Genomic DNA, 23,184 nt, shown 5'->3' with positions numbered 1-23,184 from the left:
CCATGGCCCGGTCTCGGGAGGACGGCACGCATCGCACGTGCAGGGGAGCAAGGGGAGGTCCGTGGCCGAGCAGCACGCGCGCGACCGGCAGCTGTTCGAGACGGTGGCCGCACCGCTCTACGAGGACATGCTGGCCGAGGCCGGCCTCGCCGAGGACGACCCGCGGGTCGCCGACGGCGGCGAGCTGCGCCCCGCCCTCGACCAGCTCCTCGACCTCGGGCTGGTGCGGCTGGACCGCGAGGCCGGCCGCTGGCTGCCCGAGGACCCCACCGGCACGGTCGCCCGCGTCGTCTCCCCGCTGGGACGCGAGGGCGCGCGGCTGCTCGACGAGTCCGCCGCGTGGTCCTCGACGCTCGCCACGCTCGGGCAGGCGTGGCGGCGTACGCCCCAGGCCGCGGAGACCGGCCCCTTCACCTACCTGCGCGCCGAGGCGATCGAGCCCTTCCTGGCGGCGCTGGTCGCGGAGTGCCAGGAGGAGGCGCTGACCGCGCAGCCGCAGACCGGGCGGGACCCCAAGCTGCTCGCGGTCGGCATGCAGCGCGACACGGCCCTGCTGGAGCGCGGGGCGCGCATCCGCACGCTCTACCAGCACAGCGCCCGGCGCAGCGGCGCCACGAGGGACTACGTCGCCGAGGTGACTGCCCGGGGCGCGGAGGTGCGGACGCTGGACGAGTTCTTCAACCGGATGATCGTCATCGACCGGCGCGTGGCGGTGATCCCGAGCGGCGACGACCTGAGCACGGCGCTCGCCGTGCGCGAGCCGTCGGTGGTGGCCTACCTCGTCGACGTCTTCGAGCGCTCCTGGGAGCGCGGTCGGCCCTTCACCAGCCGCAGCGCGACCATGCTCAAGGACATCGCCGCCGAGCAGCGGGCGATGACGCTGCGGATGCTCATCGAGGGCCACCCGGACCCGGTGTCGGCCAAGCGGCTCGGCGTCAGCCCACGGACGTACGCCGGCTACGTGGCCGACCTCAAGGGCGAGTTCGACGCCGAGACGCGCTTCCAGCTCGGCTACACGATCGGCCGGCAGGGCATCTCCGGGGAGGAGTGAGGCGCACGGCGCCAGGACGTGCTCGAGGCCAGCGACGAGGGGGGACGTCGCTGGCCTCGAGCGCCGGCTCGGGGCCGCCCGTCGTGGGGGGCCGGACGGCGGTGCTGCCACCGGGGGGAGGTGGCAACGGACCCGAGCGGGTCAGGTGCGGGCTACTTGCCCGAGGACGGGGCCACCCGGTAGCCCCACGTGGTGTCGGCGTGGGCGGCCGGGGCCGTGGCCCCGAGGAGCCCGACGGTGACGGCTGCGGCCGCGATCGTGATGCCCACCTTGCGAACGATGTCCATGAGTCCCACCTCTGAGTCGGTCGTGCTGTGTCGCGCAGCGCTCCCTGCTGGGTCGCGCCGCGTCGTTCCGGGTGCTGCTGGGTGCTGCTGAGGTCTAGCTGGGTGTCCCCGACGTCCGTGTCCGACGTCGGAACCCCAGTCTGACCTGCGCAGACGCCGCGCACGCCGCAGTTGCTGGCTCAGAAAGTTGCATTGCAGGAACGTGCAAGGCCCCCGTGCGGGTGATCCGCACGGGGGCCGGGCTGGCGGAGGCGGAGGGATTTGAACCCTCGATGGGGTTGTAGCCCCAAACCCGCTTAGCAGGCGGGCGCCATAGACCGGACTAGGCGACGCCTCCTCGACAGCGCGCACAGGCTACAAGGCGCCGCGCCGGTGCGGCCAATCAGGGCCGCCCGCGGGCGCGGCTGCGCGTCCTCCGCTCAGAACGGGCGGAGGCCCTCGCCGCGGCGCAGGCGCACCTGCAGCTCGCGGACGAGCTCGTCGCCGTCGACGGCGAGCACGTCGACGGGGACGGTCGTGGTGCGGCCGTCGAGCAGGCGCAGGACCACGCACCGGATGCCGCGGGGCGAGGCCGTGGCGGCCTCCTGCACCTCGGCCCACCGGGCGCGGTCGGTGCCGACGCCGCGGACGGCGCGGACCCGGTAGCCCTCCTCGTCGAGGTGCAGCACCGGGACGGTCCGCAGCCACCAGGTGAGGCCGAGCAGGGCCAGCAGGCCGACGCCCGCGACCGCGACGACCAGCCCGGCGGGGACGTCGGTCAGCGCGGCGACCGCGGTCGCGACGAGGACCAGCAGGGCCAGCACGACGGTCGCGAGCCCGGCGGAGCGGACGACGACCGCCCGGGCGAAGCGGTGGTCGGTGGGGCCGGGTGCTGCGTCGGGCATGGGTCCGATCCTCCCCCACGCCGGGCGGTCCCTGCCGCACGGGTCGGGGCGGGTGCCGTCTCCTAGACTCCTCCCGTCGGTCGGGCGCGAGCGCCGGCCGGCACGGAGGGGTGCCGGAGTGGCCGATCGGAACCGCCTTGAAAGCGGTCGTAGGGAGACCTACCGCGGGTTCGAATCCCGCCCCCTCTGCCAGGACACGTCCGCGCGGCGCGACCTAGAGCACGACCAGAGCACCACCGGGGCACGGACCGGGGCGGGCGAGGGATGGCGGGGTACCCCCCGGTAACGGCTAGCGTCGCCGACATGCCCCGGGAGCAGGTCAGCGAGGTCGTCGCCGAGATGGTCGCCAACGTCGTGGCGGTGACGGTGGAGCCCGGGACCCCGGTGGCCCCCGGCGACACCGTGGCGCTGCTGGAGTCGATGAAGATGGAGATCCCCGTCGTCGTCGAGCTCGCCGGGACGGTGCGCGCGGTCAAGGTCGCGCCGGGCGACGTCGTCCAGGAGGGCGACGTGCTCGTGGAGATCGTCCTCTAGAGCAGCGCCTCGGCACGGCGCGGCTCGGGACGGCCCGCCGCGGCCTCCTCGGCCCGCCGCGACCGCCGGCCCCGCGGGCCGGTCAGCGCGAGGTCCGCCCGGATGACGACGTACCCCAGGAACAGGCCGACGGCCGCGCCGTAGACCACCGACAGCCCGCACTCCAGCAGCGAGATCGCGGGATTGGCCAGCGAGTTGGCGACCGCAGCGGTCGCGCAGACGCCGAAGGCGCAGACCCACCAGCCCTGGCGGCGGCGCGCGCGCATGTGGCAGCCCCACACCAGGGCGGGCACCCCGAGCACGGCCTCGATCGGCCGGGGGAACGCCCCCAGCGTGTCGCGGCTCCACCGCACCGTGTCGAGCAGCGAGGTGACCAGTCCGGCGGTGCCGTAGCGGCGGAGCAGCTCGGCGTAGGCCAGGGTCACCGCCAGCAGCACGCTGCCGACGAGCACGGCCGCCACCCCGCGCCGGCCCAGGCCGTGGAGGCCGGCACCGAGGCGGTGGACGAGCAGGAACGCCGCGACCAGGGCGAGGCCGAGGGTGAGGTACTCGAAGCGGACGACCGCGACCCGTGGCTCGAACCCGACGGTGGCCAGCGCGCCCACCGCGGCGACGACGAGCGCGAAGCCGCACTCGCGCGCCGCCTCGCGGAACCGGCGGGCCGGCACCGTCGCCATCACCGCCAGCACGGCGCTGACCACGCAGGTGAGCACGGCCGCGCCCGAGCGCAGCAGGTCCTCGTCGAGGGCGAGCGCGAGGACGCCGAGCAGCAGGGCCAGCCCGGCGAAGACCTGGGGGCGGCCGCCGGTGCGGGCGGCGAGCGCCCAGGTGTACGTCGTCGCCACCGCGACCGCGCCGACGCCGGAGAGCCAGTCCGGCCCGACCGGCACCATCGCGGCGACCAGCGCCGCGAGCGCGAGCGCGACGACCGCCCAGGCGATCGTCACCTTGGTGCGCCCGGCCGGCTGCGGGAGCCGGAGCGAGACGGCACCGCGCTCCGGACGCGGCGGTGGCTCGGCGCGACGACGGGGGGCGGTGCGGGGCACGGCGCGCAACGTTACAGACGCCGGTTGGCCAGCGACGGGTTGGTGCGGCGGGCCCGGTCCAGCACCTCGGGGTGCAGCTCGGCGGTGAGCAGGGCGGCGTCGTCGCCGGCCTCGGCGAGCACGTCGCCGAGCGGGTCGACCACCAGCGAGTGGCCGCTGTAGCGCGGGCCGGGCTGGCCGCAGGCGACGACGTACGTCGTGTTCTCGATCGCCCGGGCGCGCACCAGCGTGCGCCAGTGGTCGACCTTCCGCTCCCCCGCGACCCAGGCCGCCGGGACGACGAGCACCTCGGCCCCCTGGTCGACCAGCAGCCGGGCCAGCTCGGGGAAGCGCAGGTCGTAGCAGGTCATCAGGCCCACCCGGGTGCCGGCGACCTCGACGACGACCGGCGCGGGGTCGCCGGCGGTGAGCCGGTCGGACTCGCGGTAGCCGAAGGAGTCGTAGAGGTGCACCTTGCGGTACGCCGCCTCGTCGCCGCCCCGGACGACCAGGGTGTTGTAGGGCCGCTCGGCCTCCGGCCCCACCTCGAACATCCCTGCGACGACGGTCGTGCCGCGCTCGGCCGCGACCCGGGCGACCTCGGTGGCGAAGGGGCCGTCGACCCGCTCGGCGTACGCGCTGACGTCGGAGCCGGCCTCGCCGAAGTCCCGGGCGAACGCCTCGGGCAGCACGACCAGGTCCGTGTCGCCGGGCACCAGGCCGGCGAGGCGGGCGCGGTTGGTCTCCGGGTCGAGGCCGGAGGCCTCCTGGACGAGGGCCACACGCAGGGAGGTACGCACGGAGCCAGGGTGCCACCGCCCGGGGGACGGGCGCGGGTCGGTGCGGGAGGATGGGCGGGTGCTCGAGAGCTTCTGCGCGGTCGTGCTGGCCGGTGGCCGCGCCGCGCGCCTCGGCGGGGTCGACAAGGCCTCGGTCGAGGTCGGCGGGCGCACGCTGCTCGCGCACGCCCTCGACGCGGTCGTCGACGCGGCGGAGGTCGTGGTCGTGGGCGACCCGGTGCCGACCGAGCGGCCGGTGACGTTCGTGCGCGAGGACCCGCGCCACGGTGGACCGGTCGCGGCGCTGCTCACCGGGCGCGACGCGCTGCTGCAGCGCACGCCCACCCTGGTGGTGCTGGCCGTCGACATGCCGCACGTGACCCCGTGGACGCTGCGCCGGCTGCACGAGGCGGCGGCCGGCCGCGACGGCGCCGCGCTGCACGACCCCGACGGCCGCCGCCAGCTGGCGCTGGTGCTCGACGTCGCCCGGCTCGACGCCGTGCGACCCGGCCACGAGGAGCAGCACGGCGCCGCGCTCCACCGGCTCCTGGCCCCGCTCGACCTCGCGGCCGTCCCGGCCGAGGGCCGCGAGCACCGCGACCTCGACTCCTGGGCCGACCTGCGCGACCTCTGAGCGGCGCGCGGGCCCGTCCTTGCGGGTCCCCCGCGGCTCGGCCATCGTGGGGACCGTGAACCTGCACGACTGGATCGACGAGCTCAGCGACGTCCTCGGCGTCGACGAGGAGATGGACGAGGGGCTCGTCCTCGACCTGGCGCGCGTCGTCGCGCACGCGGTCGAGCGGCCGGCGGCACCCGTGACGTCCTACCTCCTGGGGTACGCCGCCGGCGCGGCCGGAGCGGACGCCGAGGAGGTCGAGCGGCTGGCCGCGCGGGCCCAGCGGCTCGCGGAGTCGTGGGACAAGCCGGCGGGCGCGCCGGACCCCGACGACGTCGACGACCCGGTCCCCGACGACCGGGCGGTCGACCACACCGGCGACACGCTGGACTGACCGCGACCCGGCCCCTCCTAGGGTGGGCGGCATGCGAGCCGTGATCGCCGACGGGGCCGGAGGGCCGGAGGTCCTCAGCGTGCAGGAGGTGCCCGACGTCGAGCCCGGGCCCGGGGAGGTCGCGATCGCCGTCGCGGCGACCGCGGTCAACCGCGCCGACCTCCTGCAGCGGCAGGGGTTCTACCCGCCGCCCGCGGGCGCCTCGGAGGTCATCGGCCTGGAGTGCAGCGGCATCGTGGCGGCGGTCGGCGAGGGCGTCGAGCAGTGGTCGGTCGGCGACGAGGTGTGCGCGCTGCTGGCCGGCGGGGGCTACGCCTCCCGCGTCGTCGTCCCCGCCGGCCAGGTGATGCCGGTCCCGGACGGGATGGACCTGGTCACCGCGGCCGCCGTGCCAGAGGTCGCCTGCACCGTGTGGTCGAACCTGTTCATGGTCGCCGGCCTGCGGCCCGACGAGACGCTGCTGGTGCACGGCGGGGCCGGCGGGATCGGCACGTTCGCGATCCAGCTCGCCAAGGCCACCGGCGCGCGGGTGCTGACGACGAGCGGCACGGCCGAGAAGCTGGCGTACTGCCGCGACCTCGGCGCGGACGTGGCCATCAGCTACCGCGACGAGGACTTCGTGGAGGCCGTCCGCGCCGCCACCGACGGGGTGGGCGCCGACGTGGTCCTCGACAACATGGGCGCGAAGTACCTCGACCGCAACGTCGACGCGCTCGCCCCCGAGGGCCGGCTCGTCGTCATCGGCATGCAGGGCGGCACGAAGGCCGAGCTCGACCTCGGCAAGCTGCTCGGCAAGCGGGGCGCCGTCATCGCGACCTCGCTGCGCTCCCGGCCGGTCGAGGGCAAGTCCGCGATCTGCGCCTCGGTCGTCGAGCACGTCTGGCCGCTGCTGGCCGACGGCACCGTGCGCGTCGTCGTGCACGACACCATGCCGCTGGAGGACGTCGCGCGCGCCCACGAGCTGATGACCTCCGGCGAGCACAGCGGGAAGATCGTCCTCACCGTCTGAGCCGTTGCGACCGGTCGATATGTTCGGGTCCATGAGCGGTCCCGAGGAGCAGGAGCAGCACATCGTCGTCATCGGCCCCGACGGGCAGCCGATGGGGTCCGTGCCGGCGTCGGCGTTGCAGCAGCAGGCCGACGGGGGCGAGGAGAGCGCCGAGGACGACGAGCAGCGCTCGGTCACCGACCTCGTCGAGCAGCCCGCGAAGGTCATGCGGATCGGCGGGATGATCCGCCAGCTGCTCGAGGAGGTGAAGGCCGCCCCGCTCGACGAGGCCAGCCGCAACCGCCTCAAGGAGATCCACGCCGCCTCCATCAAGGAGCTCGAGGCCGGGCTCGCGCCCGAGCTGGTCGAGGAGCTCAGCCGGCTCGCGCTGCCCTTCACCGAGGACGTCACCCCCTCCGAGGGCGAGCTGCGCATCGCCCAGGCCCAGCTCGTCGGCTGGCTCGAGGGGCTCTTCCACGGCATCCAGACCGCGATCTACGCCCAGCAGATCTCCGCCCGGGCCCAGCTCGAGCAGATCCGCCGTGCCCTCCCGCCCGGCGCCGTCCCCGGCGCCCAGGGCGGCCTGCCCTCCATGGGCCAGCAGCCCCGCCAGGACCCCGGCCCCACCCCCGGCGACTCCGGCGGGATGTACCTCTAGCCGGTCCTCGGCCTCGCTCGGCGGCGGGCCTCGGCGGCTGCAGGGGTCACCGGTTAACCGGTGACCCCTGCACATATCGGGGCAGATCTCCCCCGATATGTGCAGGACTCCCCTGAGATGTCGGGGGTCGGGGGGCGTGGGCCGGGCGGTGGCGCAGGATCAGCGGCGGCCGAGGCCGCGCACGACGGCGAGGCCCAGCAGCCCGACGATGATCATCGCCAGGCCGGGGGCCGCGGTGCGGGAGAACGCCGCCGGGACGTCGTCGGCGACGCGGGTGAACTCGGCAGACTCCGGCGCGGCGGGCACGGGCGCCTTGCCCGAGCCCAGCAGCCGGGTGACCTGGGCGAGCAGCTGGTCGTCGAGCGGCTCGGTGCGGCTGCCCGATCCGGCGAGCCAGGCCGAGGCGCGGCGGTCGACGAAGAACAGGTACTCCGCGCCGACCTCGAGCTCCCCGAGGCCGCGGGCGCAGGCGCGCGTGCCGAACCGGGGCTTGGCCTCGGTGCGGACGACGACCTCCTCGGTGGAGATCCCGCCCTTCCAGACCCGGCCCACCACGACGTCGTGGTCGAAGCGGTCGGCGGAGGCCGCCCCGTCCACGGGCGCGACGGCCTCGACGGTGCCGCGGAAGACCGCGTCGGCCTGCCGGGTCGCGTCCTGGACCGTGACGGCCGGGCACCGCGGCGGAGCAGCGGCCGCGACGGGGCTCGCAGCGGCCGGGGCGGCGCCGAGGACGGCCGGCGTGGCGACGTACGTCCCCAGGACCGCAGCGGTCACGAGGGTTCGTCGGAGGCCGGGCACGGGGAGCATCAGAACAGATCAGAGCCCGAAGACACCAGCCAGGACGCGGGCGACGCCGTCCTCGTCGTGACCGGGCGCCACGTGGCTCGCGGCGGCGGTGACGGTGGGGTGCGCGTCGGCCATGGCGTACGCCGTGCCGGCCCAGGTCAGCATGGGGAGGTCGTTGGGCATGTCCCCGAAGGCGATGACGTCCTGCGCCTCGACGCCGAGGTCGCGGGCCAGCAGCTCGAGCGTGGTCGCCTTGGTGACACCGGGCCCGCTGACCTCGAGCAGCGTGGTCGAGGAGGACCAGGTGAAGGTCAGCCGGCCGGCGTTGACCTCCTCGGCGCGGTCCCAGAAGTCCTGCGGCGCGAGCTCCTCGTGGCGCACCAGCAGCTTGAGCGGCGGGCGGGCCAGCAGGTCCTCGACCGGCGCGCGGCGGGCGCCGTCGGGCATCGGGTAGCGCTCCATGAAGTGCGGCTCGAGCCCGATGCCGTCCAGGTCCTCCACGGCGTACGCCGTGCCGGGCACGGCCGCGCGCAGGTCGCGGCAGACCTCCATCGCGAGCCCGGAGGGGATCGGCCGCTCGAGGTGCACGCGGCTGCGGGCGACGTCCCAGACGAGCGCGCCGTTGGAGATGATCGCCAGCCCGTGCTCGCCGACGTGCTCGAAGACGTCCTCGGCCCAGCGCAGCGGCCGACCGGTCACGAAGACGACCGGGACGCCGAGCGCCTCGACCTTCGCGAGCACGTCCGCGGTGTAGTCCGAGACGGTGCCGTCGGAGCGCACGAGCGTCCCGTCGAGGTCGGTGGCGACCAGCCGGGGGCGGGTCACGCCGACACCGGGCGGGCCATGACGAGCTCGCCGTCCTCGTTGGCGCCGCGCAGCTCGGTGAAGCCGCACGTCGCGAGCACCCGGACGCTGGCGGCGTTGGTCGGCTCCACGCTGGCGCGGACCCGCACGCCCTGACGGTCGGTCTCGGCCAGCAGGCCGGTGAGCGCCTCGCTGGCGAACCCGTATCCGCGCGCCTCCGCGACCAGGCCGTAGCCGACCTCGACCTCGAGGACGCCGTCACCGGCTGGCTCGGGCGGGCCGAAGAAGCCGATCGACCCGAGCGCGGTCACGCCGCGGACCACGTGCCGCGGGCCCCAGGGGTCGCCGTCGCGCCACAGCGCCAGCGCGTCGAGGTCGTCGCGGCGCGGGTAGTCGGCGTGCCAGCCCGGACGGCGCGCACCGCTGCGGAAGGCGGCCACGTCGTCGGCCGTCCACAGCGGCAGCCGCAGCCGCTCGGTGGCGATCACGGCGGGCAGGGTCACGCCGGGAACCAGCGGGAGATCTCCTGGGCCGCGCCGTCCTCGTAGACGTCGGCGGTCACGTCGTCGGCCGCCGCCCGGACGACCTCGATCGCCTGGCCCATCGCCACGCCGCGGCCGGCCCACTCCAGCATCTCGATGTCGTTGCGCCCGTCGCCGATCGCCAGCACGTCGGCCGCGGTGCAGCCGAGCTCGGCGCAGACCCGCTCGAGGCCGGAGGCCTTGGAGACGCCGACCGGCGCGATGTCGAGCCAGGCGGTCCAGCCGACGATGTAGTTGGTGCCGTGCAGGCCCAGCTCCTCGGCCAGCGCGACGAACTCGTCGGCGGTCGCCTCCGGGTCGCGGATGATCACGCGACTGACCGGGCCGGCCACCAGGTCGTCGAGCTCGGTGACGATCATGTCGCCGGACAGCTCGCCCTCCGGGAAGTGCGAGGTGACGCGGTAGCCGACGCCGCGCTCCTCGACGGCCACCAGCGCGTTGGGGTGCCGCTCCAGCACGGCCTGGACCGCCGGGCCGGCGTCGAAGAGCTCCTCGTGGACGACCTCGAGCGGCGGGTAGCGGAAGACCACCGCGCCGTTGGAGGCCACCACCCACAGCAGGTCGTCCGCGGTGTGCTCGCCGGGGTGCAGGTCGAGCAGGTCCGCGACGGCGGTCATGCCGTGCGGCGACCGGCCCGAGGCGAGCACGACGTGGCCGCCGGCCTCGCGGACGCGGCGCACGGCGTCGTACACCGCCGGCGAGACCTCCTCGTGGGTCGACCCCGCGCCCTCGACCCACTTCAGCAGCGTGCCGTCGATGTCGAGCGCGACGACCTTGGGGACCCAGCTCACGGCTGCACCGGCGCGAGGACCTCGAGCCCGCCCATGTGGGGCTGGAGCGCCTTCGGCACGCGCACCGAGCCGTCGGCCTGCTGGTGGGTCTCGAGGATCGCGACGATCGTGCGGGGGATCGCGCACAGCGTGCCGTTGAGGGTCGCGAGCGGGCGCGTGCCGTCCTCGAAGCGGCCGCGGATGTCGAGGCGGCGCGACTGGAACTCGGTGCAGTTCGAGGTCGAGGTGAGCTCGCGGTACTTGCCCTGGGTGGGGATCCACGCCTCGCAGTCGAACTTCCGGATCGCCGAGAGGCCGAGGTCGCCGGTCGCCACGTCGATGACGCGGTAGGACAGCTCGAGCTTGTCGAGGAACTGCTTCTCCCAGGCCAGCAGCCGCTCGTGCTCGGCGTAGGACTCCTCCAGCGTCGAGTAGACGAACATCTCGACCTTGTCGAACCAGTGCACCCGGATGATGCCCTTGGTGTCCTTGCCGTGCGAGCCGGCCTCCTTGCGGAAGCACGGGCTGAACGCGGCGTACCGCAGCGGCAGCGACGCACCGTCGAGGATCTCGTCGGAGTGGTACGCCGCCATCGGCACCTCGGAGGTGCCCACCAGGTAGAGGTCCTCGCCCTCGATCCGGTAGACGTCGTCGGCGGCCTGGCCGAGGAAGCCGGTGCCCTCCATGGCCCGCGGGCGCACCAGGGACGGCGCGACGACCTGGGTGAAGCCGGCCTCGCGGGCCTGCTCCATCGCCAGGTTGACCAGCGCCAGCTCCAGCTGCGCGCCCACGCCGGTCAGGAAGTAGAAGCGCGAGCCGGACACCTTCGCGCCCCGCTCCAGGTCGATCGCACCGAGCATCCGCCCCAGCTCGACGTGGTCGCGCGGCTCGAAGCCCTCCGCGGCGAAGTCGCGCGGCGTGCCGACCTCCTCGAGCACGACGAAGTCGTCCTCGCCGCCCTCGGGGGCCTCCGGCGCGGCGAGGTTCGGCATCGACATCAGCGCCGCCTGCCACTCCTCCTCGGCGACGGCCTGCGCGGCCTCGGCCTCCTTCACCTCGGCGGCGAGCGCCTTCGTGCGGGCCAGCAGCTCGGTCTTCTCGTCCCCCTGGGCCTGCGGGATCTGCTTGCCGAGCTGCTTCTGCTCGGCTCGGCGCGACTCGAAGGTGCTGATCGCGGCCCGGCGGGCGGCGTCGGCGGAGAGCGCACGGTCGACCACCTCGTCGGACAGACCGCGCTTGGCCTGGGCGGCGCGCACGCGGTCGGGGTCGTCGCGGAGGATGCGGGGGTCGATCATGGTCGCAAGGCTATCCGGGGCTCTGCGCGCCCCTCACGCGAGTTCCGGGCGGGCGCTCACCCACGGTCATACTGTCGAGGTGCTGGACCGTCCCCGCGTCGCCCCACTGAGCTGGGCCGCCGTCTGCCTCGTCCTCCTCGCGCTGCTCGGCGTGGGCGTCGTGCAGGGCTGGGGCCCCCTGGCCACCTTCGACGGGCGCGGCGACCCGGCCCAGCAGTGGGCCGTCGACGCCGGCTGGCTCTCCGGCCCGCTGCGGTGGGTCGAGGTCGCCTTCGCCACCGTCGGCATGACCGTCCTGACGGTCGTGCTGGCCGCCGGGCTCTTCTGGAAGAAGCACGTCCGCGCCGCGGCGTACGTCGTCGCCGTGATGGTGCTGACCTCGCTGGCGACCACCGGCATCAAGCTGTGGGTCGGCCGCGAGCGGCCCGAGTGGCAGCTCGGCGACGCGCTGCTGAGCACCAAGTCGTTCCCGTCCGGCCACGCCTCGTCGGTCACCGCCTTCGCCGGCGTGCTGGTCGTGGTGGTCGCGATGCTGGTGCGGCGCTCGAGCGCCCGTCGCACGGCGTACGCCGCCATCGGGCTGCTGGTGGTGCTCGTGTGCCTGGACCGGGTGCTGCTGGGGCGGCACTTCCCCTCCGACGTGGTCGGCGGCGCGCTGCTCGGCCTCGGCGTGGTGCTGCTGGTGCTCGCCGTGCTCGACCCGCAGCCGCGCAGCATCGCGGTCCGCTCCGACCCGCTGCCGGAGGTCTTCACCTCCGCCCACCGGCTGGCGGTCATCGTCAACCCGATCAAGGTGGAGGACCTCGACGCGTTCCGCGCGATCGTCACGACGATGGCGCTCGAGGCCGGCTGGTCGGAGCCGACCTGGCACTACACGTCCATCGAGGACCCGGGCACCGGCATGGCCGAGCAGGCCTCGGTCGACGGCTCGGACCTGGTGCTCGTCTGCGGCGGCGACGGCACCGTGCGCGAGGTCTGCGCCGAGCTCGCCGGCACCGGCATCCCGGTCGGCATCATCCCCGCCGGCACCGGCAACCTGCTGGCCCGCAACCTCGGGATCCCGCTCTACCTGCGCTCGGCCATCGACATCGGCCTCAACGGCCAGGACCGCGCGATCGACCTGGTCAAGGTCGAGGGCGACGGCGTCGCGCCGGACACCCACTTCATGGTGATGGCCGGGATGGGCTTCGACGCCGCGATCATGGAGGGCGTCAACGAGGACCTGAAGAAGAAGGTCGGCTGGGTCGCCTACGTCGTCTCCGGCCTGAAGTCGCTGATGTTCCCGGCCGTGAAGGTGGAGATCTCCGTCGACGGCGGGGAGTTCACCAAGCACCGCGCCCGCACCGTGGTCGTCGGCAACGTCGGCTTCCTGCAGGCCGGCATGCCGCTGCTGCCCGACGCCGCGATCGACGACGGCACGCTCGACGTGGTGATCCTGCACCCGCGCAACTTCCTCGCCTGGATCCCGCTCGCCTGGCGGGTGATGCTCAAGCGGCCGCACACCGACGAGCTGGTCGACCGCAAGACCGGCGCCACCGTCGTCGTCCGCGCCGAGAAGGACACCCCCCGCCAGCTCGACGGCGACTCCGTCGGCCCCGGCCGCGAGCTGCGGATGGAGTGCATCCACGGGCGGCTGCTCGTGCGCGTGCCGCGCTGACGCACCGCTCCGTTGGGCGAGCCGGCGAGCCGCTGGGCGAGCCGTGTCGAAACCTGGTGACCCGGGCTGAGGCCCTGCGTCTCTCACCGGGTTTCGACACGCTCGGCGCTGGGGCGCCTCACGGCTCAACCAGCGGGTGGGGTTTCGACACGCTCGGCGCTGGCGCGCCTCACGGCTCAACCAGCGGTGGGGCGGGCGGCGGAGACCGCCTCCTCCTCCTCGGGGGAGAGCTGCTGCTCGCAGGTCCAGCCGGCGACGTTCTTGGCGTAGGTGCGCGAGTCGCTGCGGCCGTGGATCGAGGTCAGCACGACGCCGTTGCCGCCGTCGTCGAGCAGGGCCAGCGACCACGAGAGGTGGCCGCCCATGTCGCCGAACGCGTCGTACCGGACCACCGCGAGGTGCCGCAGCGCGTCGCTGGCCTCGGCCCGCAGGGCTGCGACCTCCTGGCGCAGGCCGTGCACGTCCTCGGGCAGCGCGTCGCCGGGCGCCGACCGAGGTGCCGCGGCGGTGCGCCGGAGCGCGACCACGGCGAAGACCACCGCCACGAGGGCGACCAGCAAGGAGAGCACCGCGAGGACGACCACGGCGCCGACCATAGACTCACGACCGTGCCCGACGCCCGCCGCATCGCCTACCAGGGCGAACCCGGAGCCAACTCCCACATCGTGTGCGCCCAGCACTACCCCGACTGGGAGGCCGTGCCGTGCGCGTCGTTCGAGGACGTCTTCGCCGCCGTCGCGGCCGGCCCAGGAGTCGAACCCAGCGCCGAGCTGGCGATGATCCCGATCGACAACTCCATCGCCGGTCGCGTCGCCGACATCCACCACTTCCTGCCCGGCTCGGGGCTGCACATCATCGGCGAGCACTTCCTGCGGATCCGCTTCCACCTGATGGGAGTGCCGGGCGCGTCGCTGGACTCGATCCGCACGGTGCACAGCCACGTCCACGCGCTCGGCCAGTGCCGCCGGATCATCCGCGAGCACGGGCTGACCCCGGTGATCTCCGGCGACACCGCCGGCGCCGCCCGCGAGGTCGCCGAGGCCGGCGACCCGAGCCAGGCCGCGATCTCGCCGCCGCTGGCCGCCGACATCTACGGCCTGGAGGTGCTGGCCGAGGACGTCGAGGACGAGGACCACAACACGACCCGCTTCGTGGTCCTCTCCCCCGAGCCGGTCCGTGCCGCCCACGGCACCGGACCGTGCGTCACCAGCTTCATCTTCAACGTCCGCAACCTGCCGGCCGCGCTCTACAAGGCGCTCGGCGGCTTCGCCACCAACGGCGTGAACATGACCAAGCTGGAGAGCTACATGGTGGGCGGGGAGTTCACCGCCACCCAGTTCCTCTGCGAGGTCGACGGCCATCCCGACGACCCGGGGCTCGCCCGGGCGCTGGAGGAGCTGACCTTCTTCACCACCGACATCAAGGTGCTCGGGGTCTACCCCGCCGACCCGTTCCGGTCCTGAGCCTGGCCGGCGCGGCCCACGGGGCGGCGGCTTAGGCTGCGGGGTCGGTCTCCGCCCCCGCACGTGAAAGCAGCACCCACATGGACCTCGCCGTGATGGCGATCGCCTTCGGCACGATCTTCCTCGTCGAGCTGCCGGACAAGACGTTCCTGGCCACGCTCGTCCTCTCCACCCGCTACCGCCCGCTGCTGGTGTGGATCGGCGTGGGGCTGGCCTTCGCCGTGCAGACGAGCATCGCGGTGCTGCTGGGCCACGCCGCGTCGTTCCTGCCCGAGGAGGTCGTCAAGGTCGCGGCCGCCGTGCTGTTCCTCATCGGGGCGGTCGTGCTGCTGCGCGAGGCGCGGTCCCACCAGCGCGAGGCCGACGCCGACGAGGGCGAGGAGTTCGCCGAGAAGGCCAAGCCGGCGACCGGCTGGCGCGCGGTGCTGGCCTCCTTCCTCGTGCTGCTCGCCGCGGAGTGGGGCGACCTCAGCCAGCTGCTGACCATCTCGCTGGTCGCGCGCTACGAGTCGCCGTTCGAGGTCTTCGTCGGCGCCCTCGCCGCGCTGCTCGCGGTCAGCGGTCTGGCGGTCATCGTCGGGCGGGCGCTGATGAAGTGGGTGCCGATGCACGTGCTGTTCTACGCCGGCGCCGGCGTCTGCCTGCTGCTGGAGGGATTCTTGATCTGGGAGCTCGTGCGCTGAGCGGCCTACAGTTCCGGCCATGACCGAGCCAGTCGCCGACCCCGCAGCCCCGCCCGCCGCGACCTACGGCGCCGACAGCGAGGTGGGGCGCCTGCGCACCGTCGTGCTGCACCGGCCCGGCCCCGAGCTCAAGCGACTGACGCCCCGCAACAACGACAAGCTGCTCTTCGACGGCATCCCGTGGGTCGCCCGCGCCCAGGAGGAGCACGACGCCTTCGCCGAGGCGCTGCGCGACCGCGACGTCGAGGTGCTCTACCTGACCCAGCTGCTCACCGAGACCCTCGAGCAGGAGTCCGCGCGCAACCACGCGATCAACGCCGCGCTGACCGGGCTGCACCTCGGCGACACGATGCGCGGCTACCTCGCCGGCTTCCTGCGTGACGCCTCGCCGGCCGAGCTGACGGAGTACCTCACCGCCGGCATCCGCAACGACGAGGTCCGTGGCGGCTTCGGCCTGGTCACCTCGTTGCTGGCCAGCGACGACTTCCTCGTCGACCCGCTGCCCAACCTGCTGTTCACCCGCGACTCCAGCGTCTGGGTCCGCGACCGCGTCGCGATCACCTCGCTGTCGATGCCGGCGCGCAAGCGGGAGACCCAGCTGACCGAGCTGATCTACACCGAGCACCCGCGCTTCCGCGGCACCCGGCGCATCCACGGCTGGCACAGCGAGCACGTCGAGGGCGGCGACGTCCTGCTGCTGGCGCCCGGCGTGATCGCCGTCGGCGTCGGCGAGCGCACCACGCCGGCGGGCGTGGAGCGGTTCGCCCGGCAGGTCTTCCACGCCGACCTGGCCCACACCGTGCTCGCGGTCCCGATCGCCCAGGAGCGGGCGACGATGCACCTCGACACGGTCTGCACGATGGTCGACGTCGACAAGATCGTGATGTACCCCAACGTCGCCGACTCCCTGACGGCGTACGCCGTCACGCTGGACGACGCGGGCACCTCCCGCACCGAGCGGGGCGACGCCGGCGACCTGTCGCTGCGCGTGGCCGAGGCCGAGCCGTTCCTCGCGGCGGCCGCGCGGGCGATGGGCATCGACGCGCTGCACCAGATCGACACCGGCCTGGACCCGGTGACCGCCGAGCGCGAGCAGTGGGACGACGGCAACAACACCCTGGCGCTGGCGCCGCGGGTCGCCGTGGCCTACGAGCGCAACGTCGAGACCAACGACCGGCTCGAGGCCGCCGGCATCGAGGTCGTCCGGATCGCGGGCTCCGAGCTGGGCTCGGGCCGCGGCGGACCGCGGTGCATGAGCTGTCCCGTCACGCGGGACCCGCTGCCGGTCTGATCGTTCGTCGGGCTGGCGGGTGTGGCTGGGGCCCTGCGGATCTCACGGGGTCTCGACACCGGTCGGGCCTGGCGGCCCTCCCTGCTCGACCAGCGGGGTGGGATGTGGTGGCCGTCTCCTTCCCAGGTCAGGGGGCGTCTGTCAGGATCGGCGCCGGGAGGGGACCCACCGTCGCACCGTTCGCGGTGAGGAAGGAAGGCACATGAGCGTCTCGTTCTTCGAGAGCTTCACCCCGCAGGAGGTCGCCCGGATCAGTGCCGCGGGCACCCGCGTGCACCTGCCCGAGGGCTGGTCGCCGATCTCGGAGCGGACCCCTGCCGACAAGGCGTACATCCTGCTCGACGGCCGGGTGTCGGTGCGTCGCGGCAAGGAGGAGATCGCCCAGCTCGGCCCCGGCGACATCATGGGCGAGAAGGCCATCGTGGGCCACTCGCTGCGCACGGCCTCGATCGTCGCGCTGACCCCGCTGGACCTGATCCACCTGACGGCCGACGCGGTGGAGCGGCTGTGCGAGGAGATGCCGTCGTTCCGCGAGGCGCTGAACGCCGTGGTCGAGTCCCGCTAGCCGTGGCCGACGGCGCCGGCGGCGACCGGCTCGACCTGACCGGCGCCGTCGAGGCCGTCGAGCGGTTCCTGCTCGAGGAGGCCCCGAGCCTCACCCGCGACGACGTGCTCGCGCAGGCCGGCGTCGACGAGGCGGTGGCCGTGGAGCTGTGGCGCTGGCTGGGCTTCCCCCAGGCCGACCACGACGACGTCGCCTTCACCCCGCTGGACGTCGCATCGCTGCGCCAGGCCGTCGAGCTCGTCGAGCTCGGGGTGCTGACCGACGAGCGGCAGGCGGCGCTGGTGCGCACCTGGGGCCGCAGCTTCGCCCGCCTGGCGGAGTGGCAGACCACGCTGCTGGCCGACGTCGCGCTCGAGGAGGGCGTCGACGACCCGGTCGCCCGGGTCGCGGAGCTGGCCACCGAGGTGCTGCCGCGGGTCGAGGCGCTCCAGTCCTACGTGTGGCGGCGGCACCTGGTCAGCGCGGCCGGTCGGCTGCTCGCCGTCGACAGCCCCGGCTCGCCCGCCGCCCGGCTGGCCGTGGTGTTCGTCGACATCGTCGGCTACACCTCGCGCAGCAAGTCCCTCGACCAGGCCGGCCTGGTGGGCTGGCTGGAGGGCTTCGAGTCGGTGTGCACCGACATCGCGGTCGAGCACGGCGGCCGGGTCATCAAGAACATCGGGGACGAGGTCCTGCTGGTCGCCGACGACGCGGAGGCAGCGGCGGCGATCGCGCTGGAGATGGTCGACCGGGGCGCGGACGACGACGACCCGTTCCCGCAGGTGCGCGCCGGGATGGCGTACGGCGAGGTGGTCAGCCGGCTCGGCGACGTCTTCGGCCCGACGGTCAACATCGCGGCGCGGCTGACCTCGCTGGCGCGGCCGTCCACGGTGCTGGTCGACCGGGGGGCCTTCGAGGCGCTGTCCGGCCGCAGCGGGACCGACGACCCCGAGGACGGGGACGGCGGGGACGACCGGGACGCCCGGGACGCCGGGGCCAGCGGCGACGCCGACGAGGCGGCGTACCGCTTCCGGCGCGTGCGGCGCACCTCGGTCAAGGGCTACTCGCGGCTGCAGCCCTGGGTGCTGCGTCGGCGCTGATGACGAGAGGGGCACAGCGTGTGCCCCTCTCGCCAGCAGTCAGCGGATCGTCACCTGGCGCCCGGCGAGGCCCGAGCGGGCCGAGCGCTCCTCGGAGGTGAGGTCGGAGGTGTCGGCGAGCGCCTCGGCGAGGGCGGAGGCGAAGGCGTCGGCCGGCTCCTCGAGCGCCTCGGCACCGGTGCCGAGCGGCAGGTCCCACACCGGGGCGAGCAGCCCGTGGGCACGGAACATGCCGACGAAGCGGGAGTCCGGCACCAGCACGTCGCGCCCGGCGACGTGCAGCCGCGCGAGCGCGGTGAGCAGCTCGTCCTCGGGCTGGGGCATCACCCAGCGCAGGTGCTCCTTGGTGCCGACGTTGGTCCAGTACGCCGCCTCGACACCGGTCAGCCGGGCGGTCGGCGTCGCGGCGCCGTTGGCCTGCTCGAGCGCGGCCTCCATGCCGCTGGTGTCCTCGAGGTCGGCGACCCAGAACTCGAAGCCGTCGTGCACGGTCACGTCGAGCTGGTCGCCCGTGACCAGGTCCTGCAGGCGCGGGCCGTCGGCGGGCGGCTCGATCATGCCCACGATGCCGGGCTGCTCGGCCGCGAGCGCCTCCTGCAGCGCTGCCGCGAGGTCGCGCGAGGGGTCGCCGAACGAGTGCTGGACCTGCAGGCCCAGCCAGGTCTGGCCGCTCTCGCGGGACATCGCCGGGGCGGCCATCGGCAGCAGCGAGGCCAGCACGACGGTGCGGTCGGGGTCGTCCTTGAGCGTGAGCTGCGCGGTGGCCGCCGGGACCAGCTCACGCATCGCGACGATGTCGCACTCCGAGGGCAGGCCCTCGAACGGGCGGACGATGTAGGGCGCAGCGGCGCCACCCGGGGCGCCGTGGCAGGCCTTGTACCGCTTGCCCGAGCCGCACGGGCAGGGCTGGCGCGGGCCGACCTCGCCCTCGGCGAGCGGCGCTGCGGGGCGGGACTTCGTGCGGGACTTCTTGGCCATGGGCCGAAGACTAGGCGCCGAGCTGGTCCAGGACGTACGCCGGGCGGTCGGTGATGACCGCCTTCACGCCGAGCTCGAGGCACAGGTCGAGGTGGTCGCGGCTGTTGACGGTCCACACGTGCATGTCGTGCCCGGCCCGGGCGATGCGGGGACCGAGCCACGGGTGGTCCTCGAGCTCCTCGACGCCGGGGCCCACCAGCCAGTCCTTGCCGATGACGCGCCGCAGGGCCGGCCAGTACTGCGCGCGCTCCATCAGCATCACCAGCGGCACGTCCGGGGCGAGCCGCTCGACCCGCTGGAGCGCCGTGAAGCTGAAGCTCATCACCCGCGCGGGCGTCCCGGCCCGGTCCCAGCCGAAGTCGCGGAGCACCTCGACGACCCGCTTCTCCACCAGCCCGCTGTAGCGCGTGGGGTGCTTGGTCTCGATCGCCAGCTCGATGCGCCGGTCGTAGTCGGCGGCCACCTCGCACAGCTTGCGCAGGGTGAGCACCCGGTCGTGCTCCTCGTCCCGCTCGGGCGCCTCGTCGTCGAGGTCGGCCCACGGGTTCTTCCACGAGGCGAAGTCGAGCTCGGCCAGCTCGGCGAGCTCCATGGTGGAGACGACGCCGCGGCGGCTGGCGGTGCGCCGGACGTTGCGGTCGTGGACGCAGACCAGGTGGCCGTCGGCGGTCAGCCGGACGTCGCACTCCAGCGCGTCGGCGCCGGCGTCCAGCGCGGCGACGTACGCCCCGAGCGTGTGCTCGGCCCGCTCCTCGCTCGCGCCCCGGTGGGCGACGACCTGGGGACGGCTCGCCGGGCGGGGGTCGGGGCGCACGGGACCATCGTCCACCACCGGGTCAGCGCGCACGCAGGAAGCGCCCGAAGTGGGGCACGGTGAAGGCCACCGAGCCCCGCTCGCCGGAGTAGACCAGGCCCTTCTTGATCAGCCCGTCCCGCGCCGGCGAGAGCGACTGGGGCTTGCGCTCGAGGTGCCGGGCGACCTCGGCGGTGGCCACCGGCCCGTCGCCCTCGGCGCCCAGGTCGGCCATCGCGGTCATGTAGTCGCGCTCGGCCGGGGTCGCGCGCTCGTAGCGCGCGCCGAAGAACCCGATCGCCAGCTCCGCCTCCGCCAGCGGCGCCGCCTCGGCCACGTCGTCGAGGCCGATCGGCGACCCGACCGCGGCGTCCCAGACGACCTTGCCGTAGGCCTGCACGAAGTAGGGGTAGCCGTCGGTGAGCCGGTAGAGCTCGTCGAGGGCCTCCTGCTCGAAGTCGACGCCCTCGTCGGACGCCGGCACCCGCCAGGCCCGGTCGGCCATCTCGCGGGGCAGCCGGTCCACCGAGACGAAGCGGAAGAGCCGCTCGGAGTAGGAGCGCGACGCGGCCAGCGCGACCGGCAGGTGCGGCAGCCCCGCGCCGACGACCACCAGCGGCGCGCCCTGCTGGCTGATCTCGTGGCACGCCCCGCACAACGCGGCGAGCTCGCCGGCCTCGATGTCCTGCATCTCGTCGACGAAGACCGCGATGCCGACCCCCAGGTCGCCGGCCAGGCTCGCGACGTCGGTGAACAGCTCGAGCAGGTCGAGCTCCAGGTCGCCGGAGTCCGCGCGGCCCTTGGTGGCCGGTACGTCGAGCGGCGGCACCCACCCGAGCCCCTTGCGGTCGGCGAGCGTGGTGCGCAGGGCGTAGGCCTTGAGCACACCCGCGACCTGGTCGACCCGGTCGGGGTCGCGATGGCGGTGGGCCACCTCGCGCACCGCCGCGTGCACCGCCTGGGCCACCGGAACGCGGATGCTGCGGTCGGGCCGGGCCTCGATCTTGCCGGTCCCCCACGCCCGCTTCACGGCCTGGCTGCGCAGCGCGTTGAGCAGCACCGTCTTGCCGACCCCGCGGAGACCGGAGAGCACCATGCTCCGCTCGGGCCTGCCCGCCGCCACCCGCTCGAGGGTGATCTCGAACTGCTCCAGCTCGCGGTCGCGACCGGCCAGCTCGGGCGGGCGCTGCCCCGCGCCGGGCGCGTAGGGGTTGCGGATCGGGTCCATGCGCCGACGGTATCCGCGATATCCCGGTGTCTAGCGGAACCGCTAGACGCGTGTCGACAGCGATAGCGGACGCCGCCAGTCCGCGGCGGGTCTCGAGACAGTTCCTAGCGGAACTTCCTCGACCAACCGAGCAACCCGGCTGGTTGAGGAGCGCGCGCTGGCGCGCGTCTCGAAACCCGCCGGGTGGGCGCGCGAACCGGTCAGCCGGCCGGGTCGAGACGACGCCCGAGCGCGAGGTCGTACTGCTGGTCGAGACCGGCGCGCAGCGCGTCGATCAGCGTCGGGACCTCGTCGACGGGCAGCCGGAACGACCCGGAGCAGACGTTGCCGTGCCACAGCGAGAGCACGACCAGGCCGGACTCGTGGTGCCAGGAGACCCGGAGCGCGCGGTCGCCGCCTCGGGCGTCGAGGTGGATGGAGCCCGAGACCGGGAGCGGGCGCGCGGTCATCGACCCATGGTGCCCCCGAGGAGTGGTGCCTGTCACGGGGTCGGGCGAACGGGTACACCTCACCCGTGCGCGGATTCGACTACTCCCTCGACTACGCCTCGCTCGACCTGCGTGCCCACCCGGAGCTCTACGCCGTCGGCCGCGGCGAGCAGGGCGTCTTCCACGTCGAGCCCTACAAGTCCGAGCTGCTGCCGCTGTGGGAGTTCGCGACGGTCGAGAAGGCGGAGCGGTCCAGCGTGGCGATCACCGAGCGGTTCCGCGGCTACCTCGACGACGGGGACTTCGTGGGGGCCGACATGGCGCGCAAGTACCTCCAGATGGGCTACACCCGCGCCCGCCGCTACGCCAACCGGCAGGAGGGCGAGAAGGCGCAGGTCAAGGCCGAGGCCGCGGCGGTGTTCAAGGCCGCGTGGGACGCGGCGGCCGGCGACGCGACGTACCGCCGGCTGCGCGAGGAGCACCGCACGGCGTACGACGCCTGACCCGGCTCCCTCCGACCCCTGTCCGGGCCTGGCCGCGCTGCCTAGACTCGCGGCGTGCCCGAGCTGCCGGAGGTGGAAGCGCTGGCCCTCGACCTCAGGGGCCGGCTCGACGGACGCGCGATCGTGAAGGTGCACGTCGCGGCGTTCAGCGCGCTGAAGACCTTCGACCCGCCGCTGTCGGCGCTCGAGGGCACGCTGGTCGACGACGTGACCCGGCACGGCAAGTTCCTCGACCTCGACTGCTCCGGCACCCACCTGGTGCTGCACCTGGCGCGCGCGGGGTGGGTGCGGTGGCGCGACGAGGTGCCGACGATCCCGCCGAAGCCGAGCACGAAGTCGACGCTCGCCGTGCGGATCGTGCTCGACGACGGCTCCGGCCTCGACGTCACCGAGGCGGGCACGCGCAAGAGCCTGGCGATGTACGTCGTCCGCGACCCCGCCGACGTGCCCGGCATCGCCTCGCTCGGCCCGGACCCGCTGACCGACGACTTCACCGCCGAGCGGCTCGGCGAGATCCTCCAGCGCGAGGGACGCAAGCAGATCAAGGGCGTGCTGCGCCACCAGGGCACGATCGCCGGGATCGGCAACGCCTACTCCGACGAGATCCTGCACGCGGCACGCATGTCGCCGTACAAGCCGGCGAGCTCCATCGAGGGCGAGGAGCTGCAGAGCCTGTACGACGCGTTGCGCTCCACCATCGGCGCGGCCGTCGACCGCTCCCGCGGCCTCGCGGCGAGCGAGCTGAAGGGCGAGAAGAAGTCGAACCTCGCCGTCCACGGGCGCACCGGCCAGCCCTGCCCGGTCTGCGGGGACGTCGTGCGCGAGGTGTCGTTCGCCGACTCCAGCCTGCAGTACTGCCCGACCTGCCAGACCGGCGGCAAGCCGCTCGCCGACCGGCGGATGTCGAAGCTGCTCAAGTAGTCGCCACACTGCCCCGCTGGTCGAGCAGGGAGGGCCGCCAGGCCCGACCGGTGACGAGACCCCGCGAGGGGCGCAGGGCGGTGGGCACGGTCACCGGGTCTCGTCGACGCTCGCTTGCGCTCGCTGCTCGACCAGCGGTGCCTCCCGCTGGTCGGCCGTCGGAGCCGCGAGCGACACTGGAC

At 74.2% G+C, this 23,184-nt stretch carries 28 protein-coding genes and 2 tRNA genes; 15 read left to right on the top strand and 15 right to left on the bottom strand.

Annotated features, from left to right (window positions below; genetic code table 11):
• Positions 1-61: 61 nt before the first annotated feature.
• A complete protein-coding gene (locus QWY29_RS08060) occupies positions 62-1,051 on the top strand; it encodes a phospholipase D-like domain-containing protein (RefSeq protein WP_300960199.1) in 990 nt (329 codons plus the stop codon).
• 152 nt (positions 1,052-1,203) lie between these two features.
• Here QWY29_RS08060 and QWY29_RS08055 read toward each other — a convergent pair whose 3' ends face one another.
• From QWY29_RS08055 to QWY29_RS08045, 3 genes are all read right to left on the bottom strand, one after another.
• Positions 1,204-1,338 carry a hypothetical protein gene (locus QWY29_RS08055; protein WP_300960198.1) on the bottom strand — a complete coding sequence of 45 codons (135 nt, stop codon included), beginning with the start codon at positions 1,336-1,338 and terminating at the stop codon, positions 1,204-1,206.
• Positions 1,339-1,581: 243 nt separating this feature from the next.
• Positions 1,582-1,675, bottom strand: a tRNA-Ser gene (locus tag QWY29_RS08050).
• Between the two features lie 82 nt (positions 1,676-1,757).
• Positions 1,758-2,222 carry a hypothetical protein gene (locus QWY29_RS08045; RefSeq protein ID WP_300960197.1) on the bottom strand — a complete coding sequence of 155 codons (465 nt, stop codon included), beginning with the start codon at positions 2,220-2,222 and terminating at the stop codon, positions 1,758-1,760.
• 104 nt (positions 2,223-2,326) lie between these two features.
• Here QWY29_RS08045 and QWY29_RS08040 point away from each other — a divergent pair.
• Both QWY29_RS08040 and QWY29_RS08035 read left to right on the top strand, forming a co-directional pair.
• A tRNA-Ser gene (locus QWY29_RS08040) sits at positions 2,327-2,414 on the top strand.
• A gap of 111 nt (positions 2,415-2,525) precedes the next feature.
• Entirely contained in the window at positions 2,526-2,756 is a 231-nt protein-coding gene (locus QWY29_RS08035; RefSeq protein WP_300960196.1) for a biotin/lipoyl-binding carrier protein, read from the top strand.
• Here QWY29_RS08035 and QWY29_RS08030 read toward each other — a convergent pair.
• A complete protein-coding gene (locus tag QWY29_RS08030; protein ID WP_300960195.1) occupies positions 2,753-3,802 on the bottom strand; it encodes a hypothetical protein in 1,050 nt (349 codons plus the stop codon). The two genes, QWY29_RS08035 and QWY29_RS08030, sit on opposite strands and share 4 nt — an antisense overlap.
• A gap of 11 nt (positions 3,803-3,813) precedes the next feature.
• Positions 3,814-4,581, bottom strand: coding sequence for a carbon-nitrogen hydrolase family protein (locus QWY29_RS08025; RefSeq protein WP_300960194.1), 768 nt, complete (start codon positions 4,579-4,581; stop codon positions 3,814-3,816).
• A 58-nt stretch (positions 4,582-4,639) separates the two neighbouring features.
• Here QWY29_RS08025 and mobA point away from each other — a divergent pair, with 58 nt between their 5' ends.
• The 4 genes from mobA to QWY29_RS08005 are packed head-to-tail and all read left to right on the top strand — an operon-like array spanning position 4,640 to position 7,216.
• Entirely contained in the window at positions 4,640-5,194 is a 555-nt protein-coding gene (gene mobA / locus QWY29_RS08020; protein WP_300960193.1) for a molybdenum cofactor guanylyltransferase, read from the top strand.
• A gap of 55 nt (positions 5,195-5,249) precedes the next feature.
• Positions 5,250-5,570, top strand: coding sequence for a DUF6457 domain-containing protein (locus tag QWY29_RS08015; protein WP_300960192.1), 321 nt, complete (start codon positions 5,250-5,252; stop codon positions 5,568-5,570).
• 31 nt (positions 5,571-5,601) lie between these two features.
• Entirely contained in the window at positions 5,602-6,579 is a 978-nt protein-coding gene (locus QWY29_RS08010) for an NAD(P)H-quinone oxidoreductase (RefSeq protein WP_300960191.1), read from the top strand.
• A gap of 31 nt (positions 6,580-6,610) precedes the next feature.
• A complete protein-coding gene (locus QWY29_RS08005) occupies positions 6,611-7,216 on the top strand; it encodes a bacterial proteasome activator family protein (protein WP_300960190.1) in 606 nt (201 codons plus the stop codon).
• 159 nt (positions 7,217-7,375) lie between these two features.
• On the opposite strand, the gene QWY29_RS08000 is transcribed toward QWY29_RS08005, so the two are convergent.
• The 5 genes from QWY29_RS08000 to serS are packed head-to-tail and all read right to left on the bottom strand — an operon-like array spanning position 7,376 to position 11,413.
• On the bottom strand, positions 7,376-7,990 hold the full coding sequence (locus QWY29_RS08000) for a hypothetical protein (protein ID WP_300960189.1): 615 nt from the start codon (positions 7,988-7,990) through the stop codon (positions 7,376-7,378).
• A gap of 42 nt (positions 7,991-8,032) precedes the next feature.
• Positions 8,033-8,827, bottom strand: coding sequence for an HAD family hydrolase (locus QWY29_RS07995; protein WP_300960188.1), 795 nt, complete (start codon positions 8,825-8,827; stop codon positions 8,033-8,035).
• Positions 8,824-9,309, bottom strand: coding sequence for a GNAT family N-acetyltransferase (locus tag QWY29_RS07990; protein WP_300960187.1), 486 nt, complete (start codon positions 9,307-9,309; stop codon positions 8,824-8,826). The genes QWY29_RS07995 and QWY29_RS07990 overlap by 4 nt, the downstream gene beginning before the upstream one ends.
• Complete coding sequence (locus QWY29_RS07985) at positions 9,306-10,139, bottom strand: HAD family hydrolase (protein WP_300960186.1); 834 nt, start codon at positions 10,137-10,139, stop codon at positions 9,306-9,308. The genes QWY29_RS07990 and QWY29_RS07985 overlap by 4 nt, the downstream gene beginning before the upstream one ends.
• Entirely contained in the window at positions 10,136-11,413 is a 1,278-nt protein-coding gene (gene serS / locus QWY29_RS07980; protein ID WP_300960185.1) for a serine--tRNA ligase, read from the bottom strand. The genes QWY29_RS07985 and serS overlap by 4 nt, the downstream gene beginning before the upstream one ends.
• Positions 11,414-11,492: 79 nt before the next feature.
• Between serS and QWY29_RS07975 the strand changes: the two genes are divergently transcribed.
• Positions 11,493-13,070: a bifunctional phosphatase PAP2/diacylglycerol kinase family protein gene (locus tag QWY29_RS07975; RefSeq protein WP_300960184.1), complete on the top strand. Its 1,578-nt coding sequence runs from the start codon at positions 11,493-11,495 to the stop codon at positions 13,068-13,070.
• 176 nt (positions 13,071-13,246) lie between these two features.
• Here QWY29_RS07975 and QWY29_RS07970 read toward each other — a convergent pair whose 3' ends face one another.
• A complete protein-coding gene (locus tag QWY29_RS07970; protein WP_300960183.1) occupies positions 13,247-13,654 on the bottom strand; it encodes a DUF4446 family protein in 408 nt (135 codons plus the stop codon).
• 24 nt (positions 13,655-13,678) lie between these two features.
• Here QWY29_RS07970 and QWY29_RS07965 point away from each other — a divergent pair, with 24 nt between their 5' ends.
• The 5 genes from QWY29_RS07965 (at position 13,679) to QWY29_RS07945 (ending at position 18,151) form a co-directional block, all read left to right on the top strand.
• Positions 13,679-14,533 carry a prephenate dehydratase gene (locus QWY29_RS07965; protein WP_300960182.1) on the top strand — a complete coding sequence of 285 codons (855 nt, stop codon included), beginning with the start codon at positions 13,679-13,681 and terminating at the stop codon, positions 14,531-14,533.
• 80 nt (positions 14,534-14,613) lie between these two features.
• Complete coding sequence (locus QWY29_RS07960) at positions 14,614-15,216, top strand: TMEM165/GDT1 family protein (RefSeq protein ID WP_300960181.1); 603 nt, start codon at positions 14,614-14,616, stop codon at positions 15,214-15,216.
• 19 nt (positions 15,217-15,235) lie between these two features.
• A complete protein-coding gene (locus tag QWY29_RS07955) occupies positions 15,236-16,507 on the top strand; it encodes an arginine deiminase (protein ID WP_300960180.1) in 1,272 nt (423 codons plus the stop codon).
• A gap of 202 nt (positions 16,508-16,709) precedes the next feature.
• On the top strand, positions 16,710-17,072 hold the full coding sequence (locus QWY29_RS07950) for a Crp/Fnr family transcriptional regulator (RefSeq protein WP_300960179.1): 363 nt from the start codon (positions 16,710-16,712) through the stop codon (positions 17,070-17,072).
• A 2-nt stretch (positions 17,073-17,074) separates the two neighbouring features.
• A complete protein-coding gene (locus QWY29_RS07945; protein ID WP_300960178.1) occupies positions 17,075-18,151 on the top strand; it encodes an adenylate/guanylate cyclase domain-containing protein in 1,077 nt (358 codons plus the stop codon).
• Positions 18,152-18,190: 39 nt separating this feature from the next.
• On the opposite strand, the gene QWY29_RS07940 is transcribed toward QWY29_RS07945, so the two are convergent.
• From QWY29_RS07940 to QWY29_RS07925, 4 genes are all read right to left on the bottom strand, one after another.
• Complete coding sequence (locus QWY29_RS07940; protein WP_300960177.1) at positions 18,191-19,129, bottom strand: DUF5926 family protein; 939 nt, start codon at positions 19,127-19,129, stop codon at positions 18,191-18,193.
• A gap of 10 nt (positions 19,130-19,139) precedes the next feature.
• The gene (locus tag QWY29_RS07935) at positions 19,140-19,943 is read right to left on the bottom strand and encodes a glycerophosphodiester phosphodiesterase family protein (RefSeq protein WP_300960176.1); all 804 of its coding nucleotides are present in this window, start codon (positions 19,941-19,943) and stop codon (positions 19,140-19,142) included.
• Between the two features lie 22 nt (positions 19,944-19,965).
• A complete protein-coding gene (locus tag QWY29_RS07930; protein WP_300960175.1) occupies positions 19,966-21,150 on the bottom strand; it encodes an ATP-binding protein in 1,185 nt (394 codons plus the stop codon).
• Between the two features lie 200 nt (positions 21,151-21,350).
• Positions 21,351-21,599 (bottom strand): hypothetical protein, encoded by a 249-nt coding sequence (locus tag QWY29_RS07925; RefSeq protein WP_300960174.1) that lies wholly within the window; start codon positions 21,597-21,599, stop codon positions 21,351-21,353.
• A 65-nt stretch (positions 21,600-21,664) separates the two neighbouring features.
• Between QWY29_RS07925 and QWY29_RS07920 the strand changes: the two genes are divergently transcribed.
• Positions 21,665-22,081, top strand: a complete 417-nt coding sequence (locus QWY29_RS07920) for a DUF4385 family protein (RefSeq protein WP_300960173.1) — start codon at positions 21,665-21,667, stop codon at positions 22,079-22,081.
• 54 nt (positions 22,082-22,135) lie between these two features.
• Positions 22,136-23,002 (top strand): Fpg/Nei family DNA glycosylase, encoded by an 867-nt coding sequence (locus QWY29_RS07915; protein WP_300960172.1) that lies wholly within the window; start codon positions 22,136-22,138, stop codon positions 23,000-23,002.
• The last annotated feature ends 182 nt before the right edge of the window (positions 23,003-23,184 follow it).

It is taken from the genome of Nocardioides abyssi, assembly GCF_030412915.1.
GTDB lineage: Bacteria > Actinomycetota > Actinomycetes > Propionibacteriales > Nocardioidaceae > Nocardioides > Nocardioides abyssi.
Note: the sequence above shows the minus strand (reverse complement) of the source record. Positions and strands in the feature narration are given on the sequence as shown.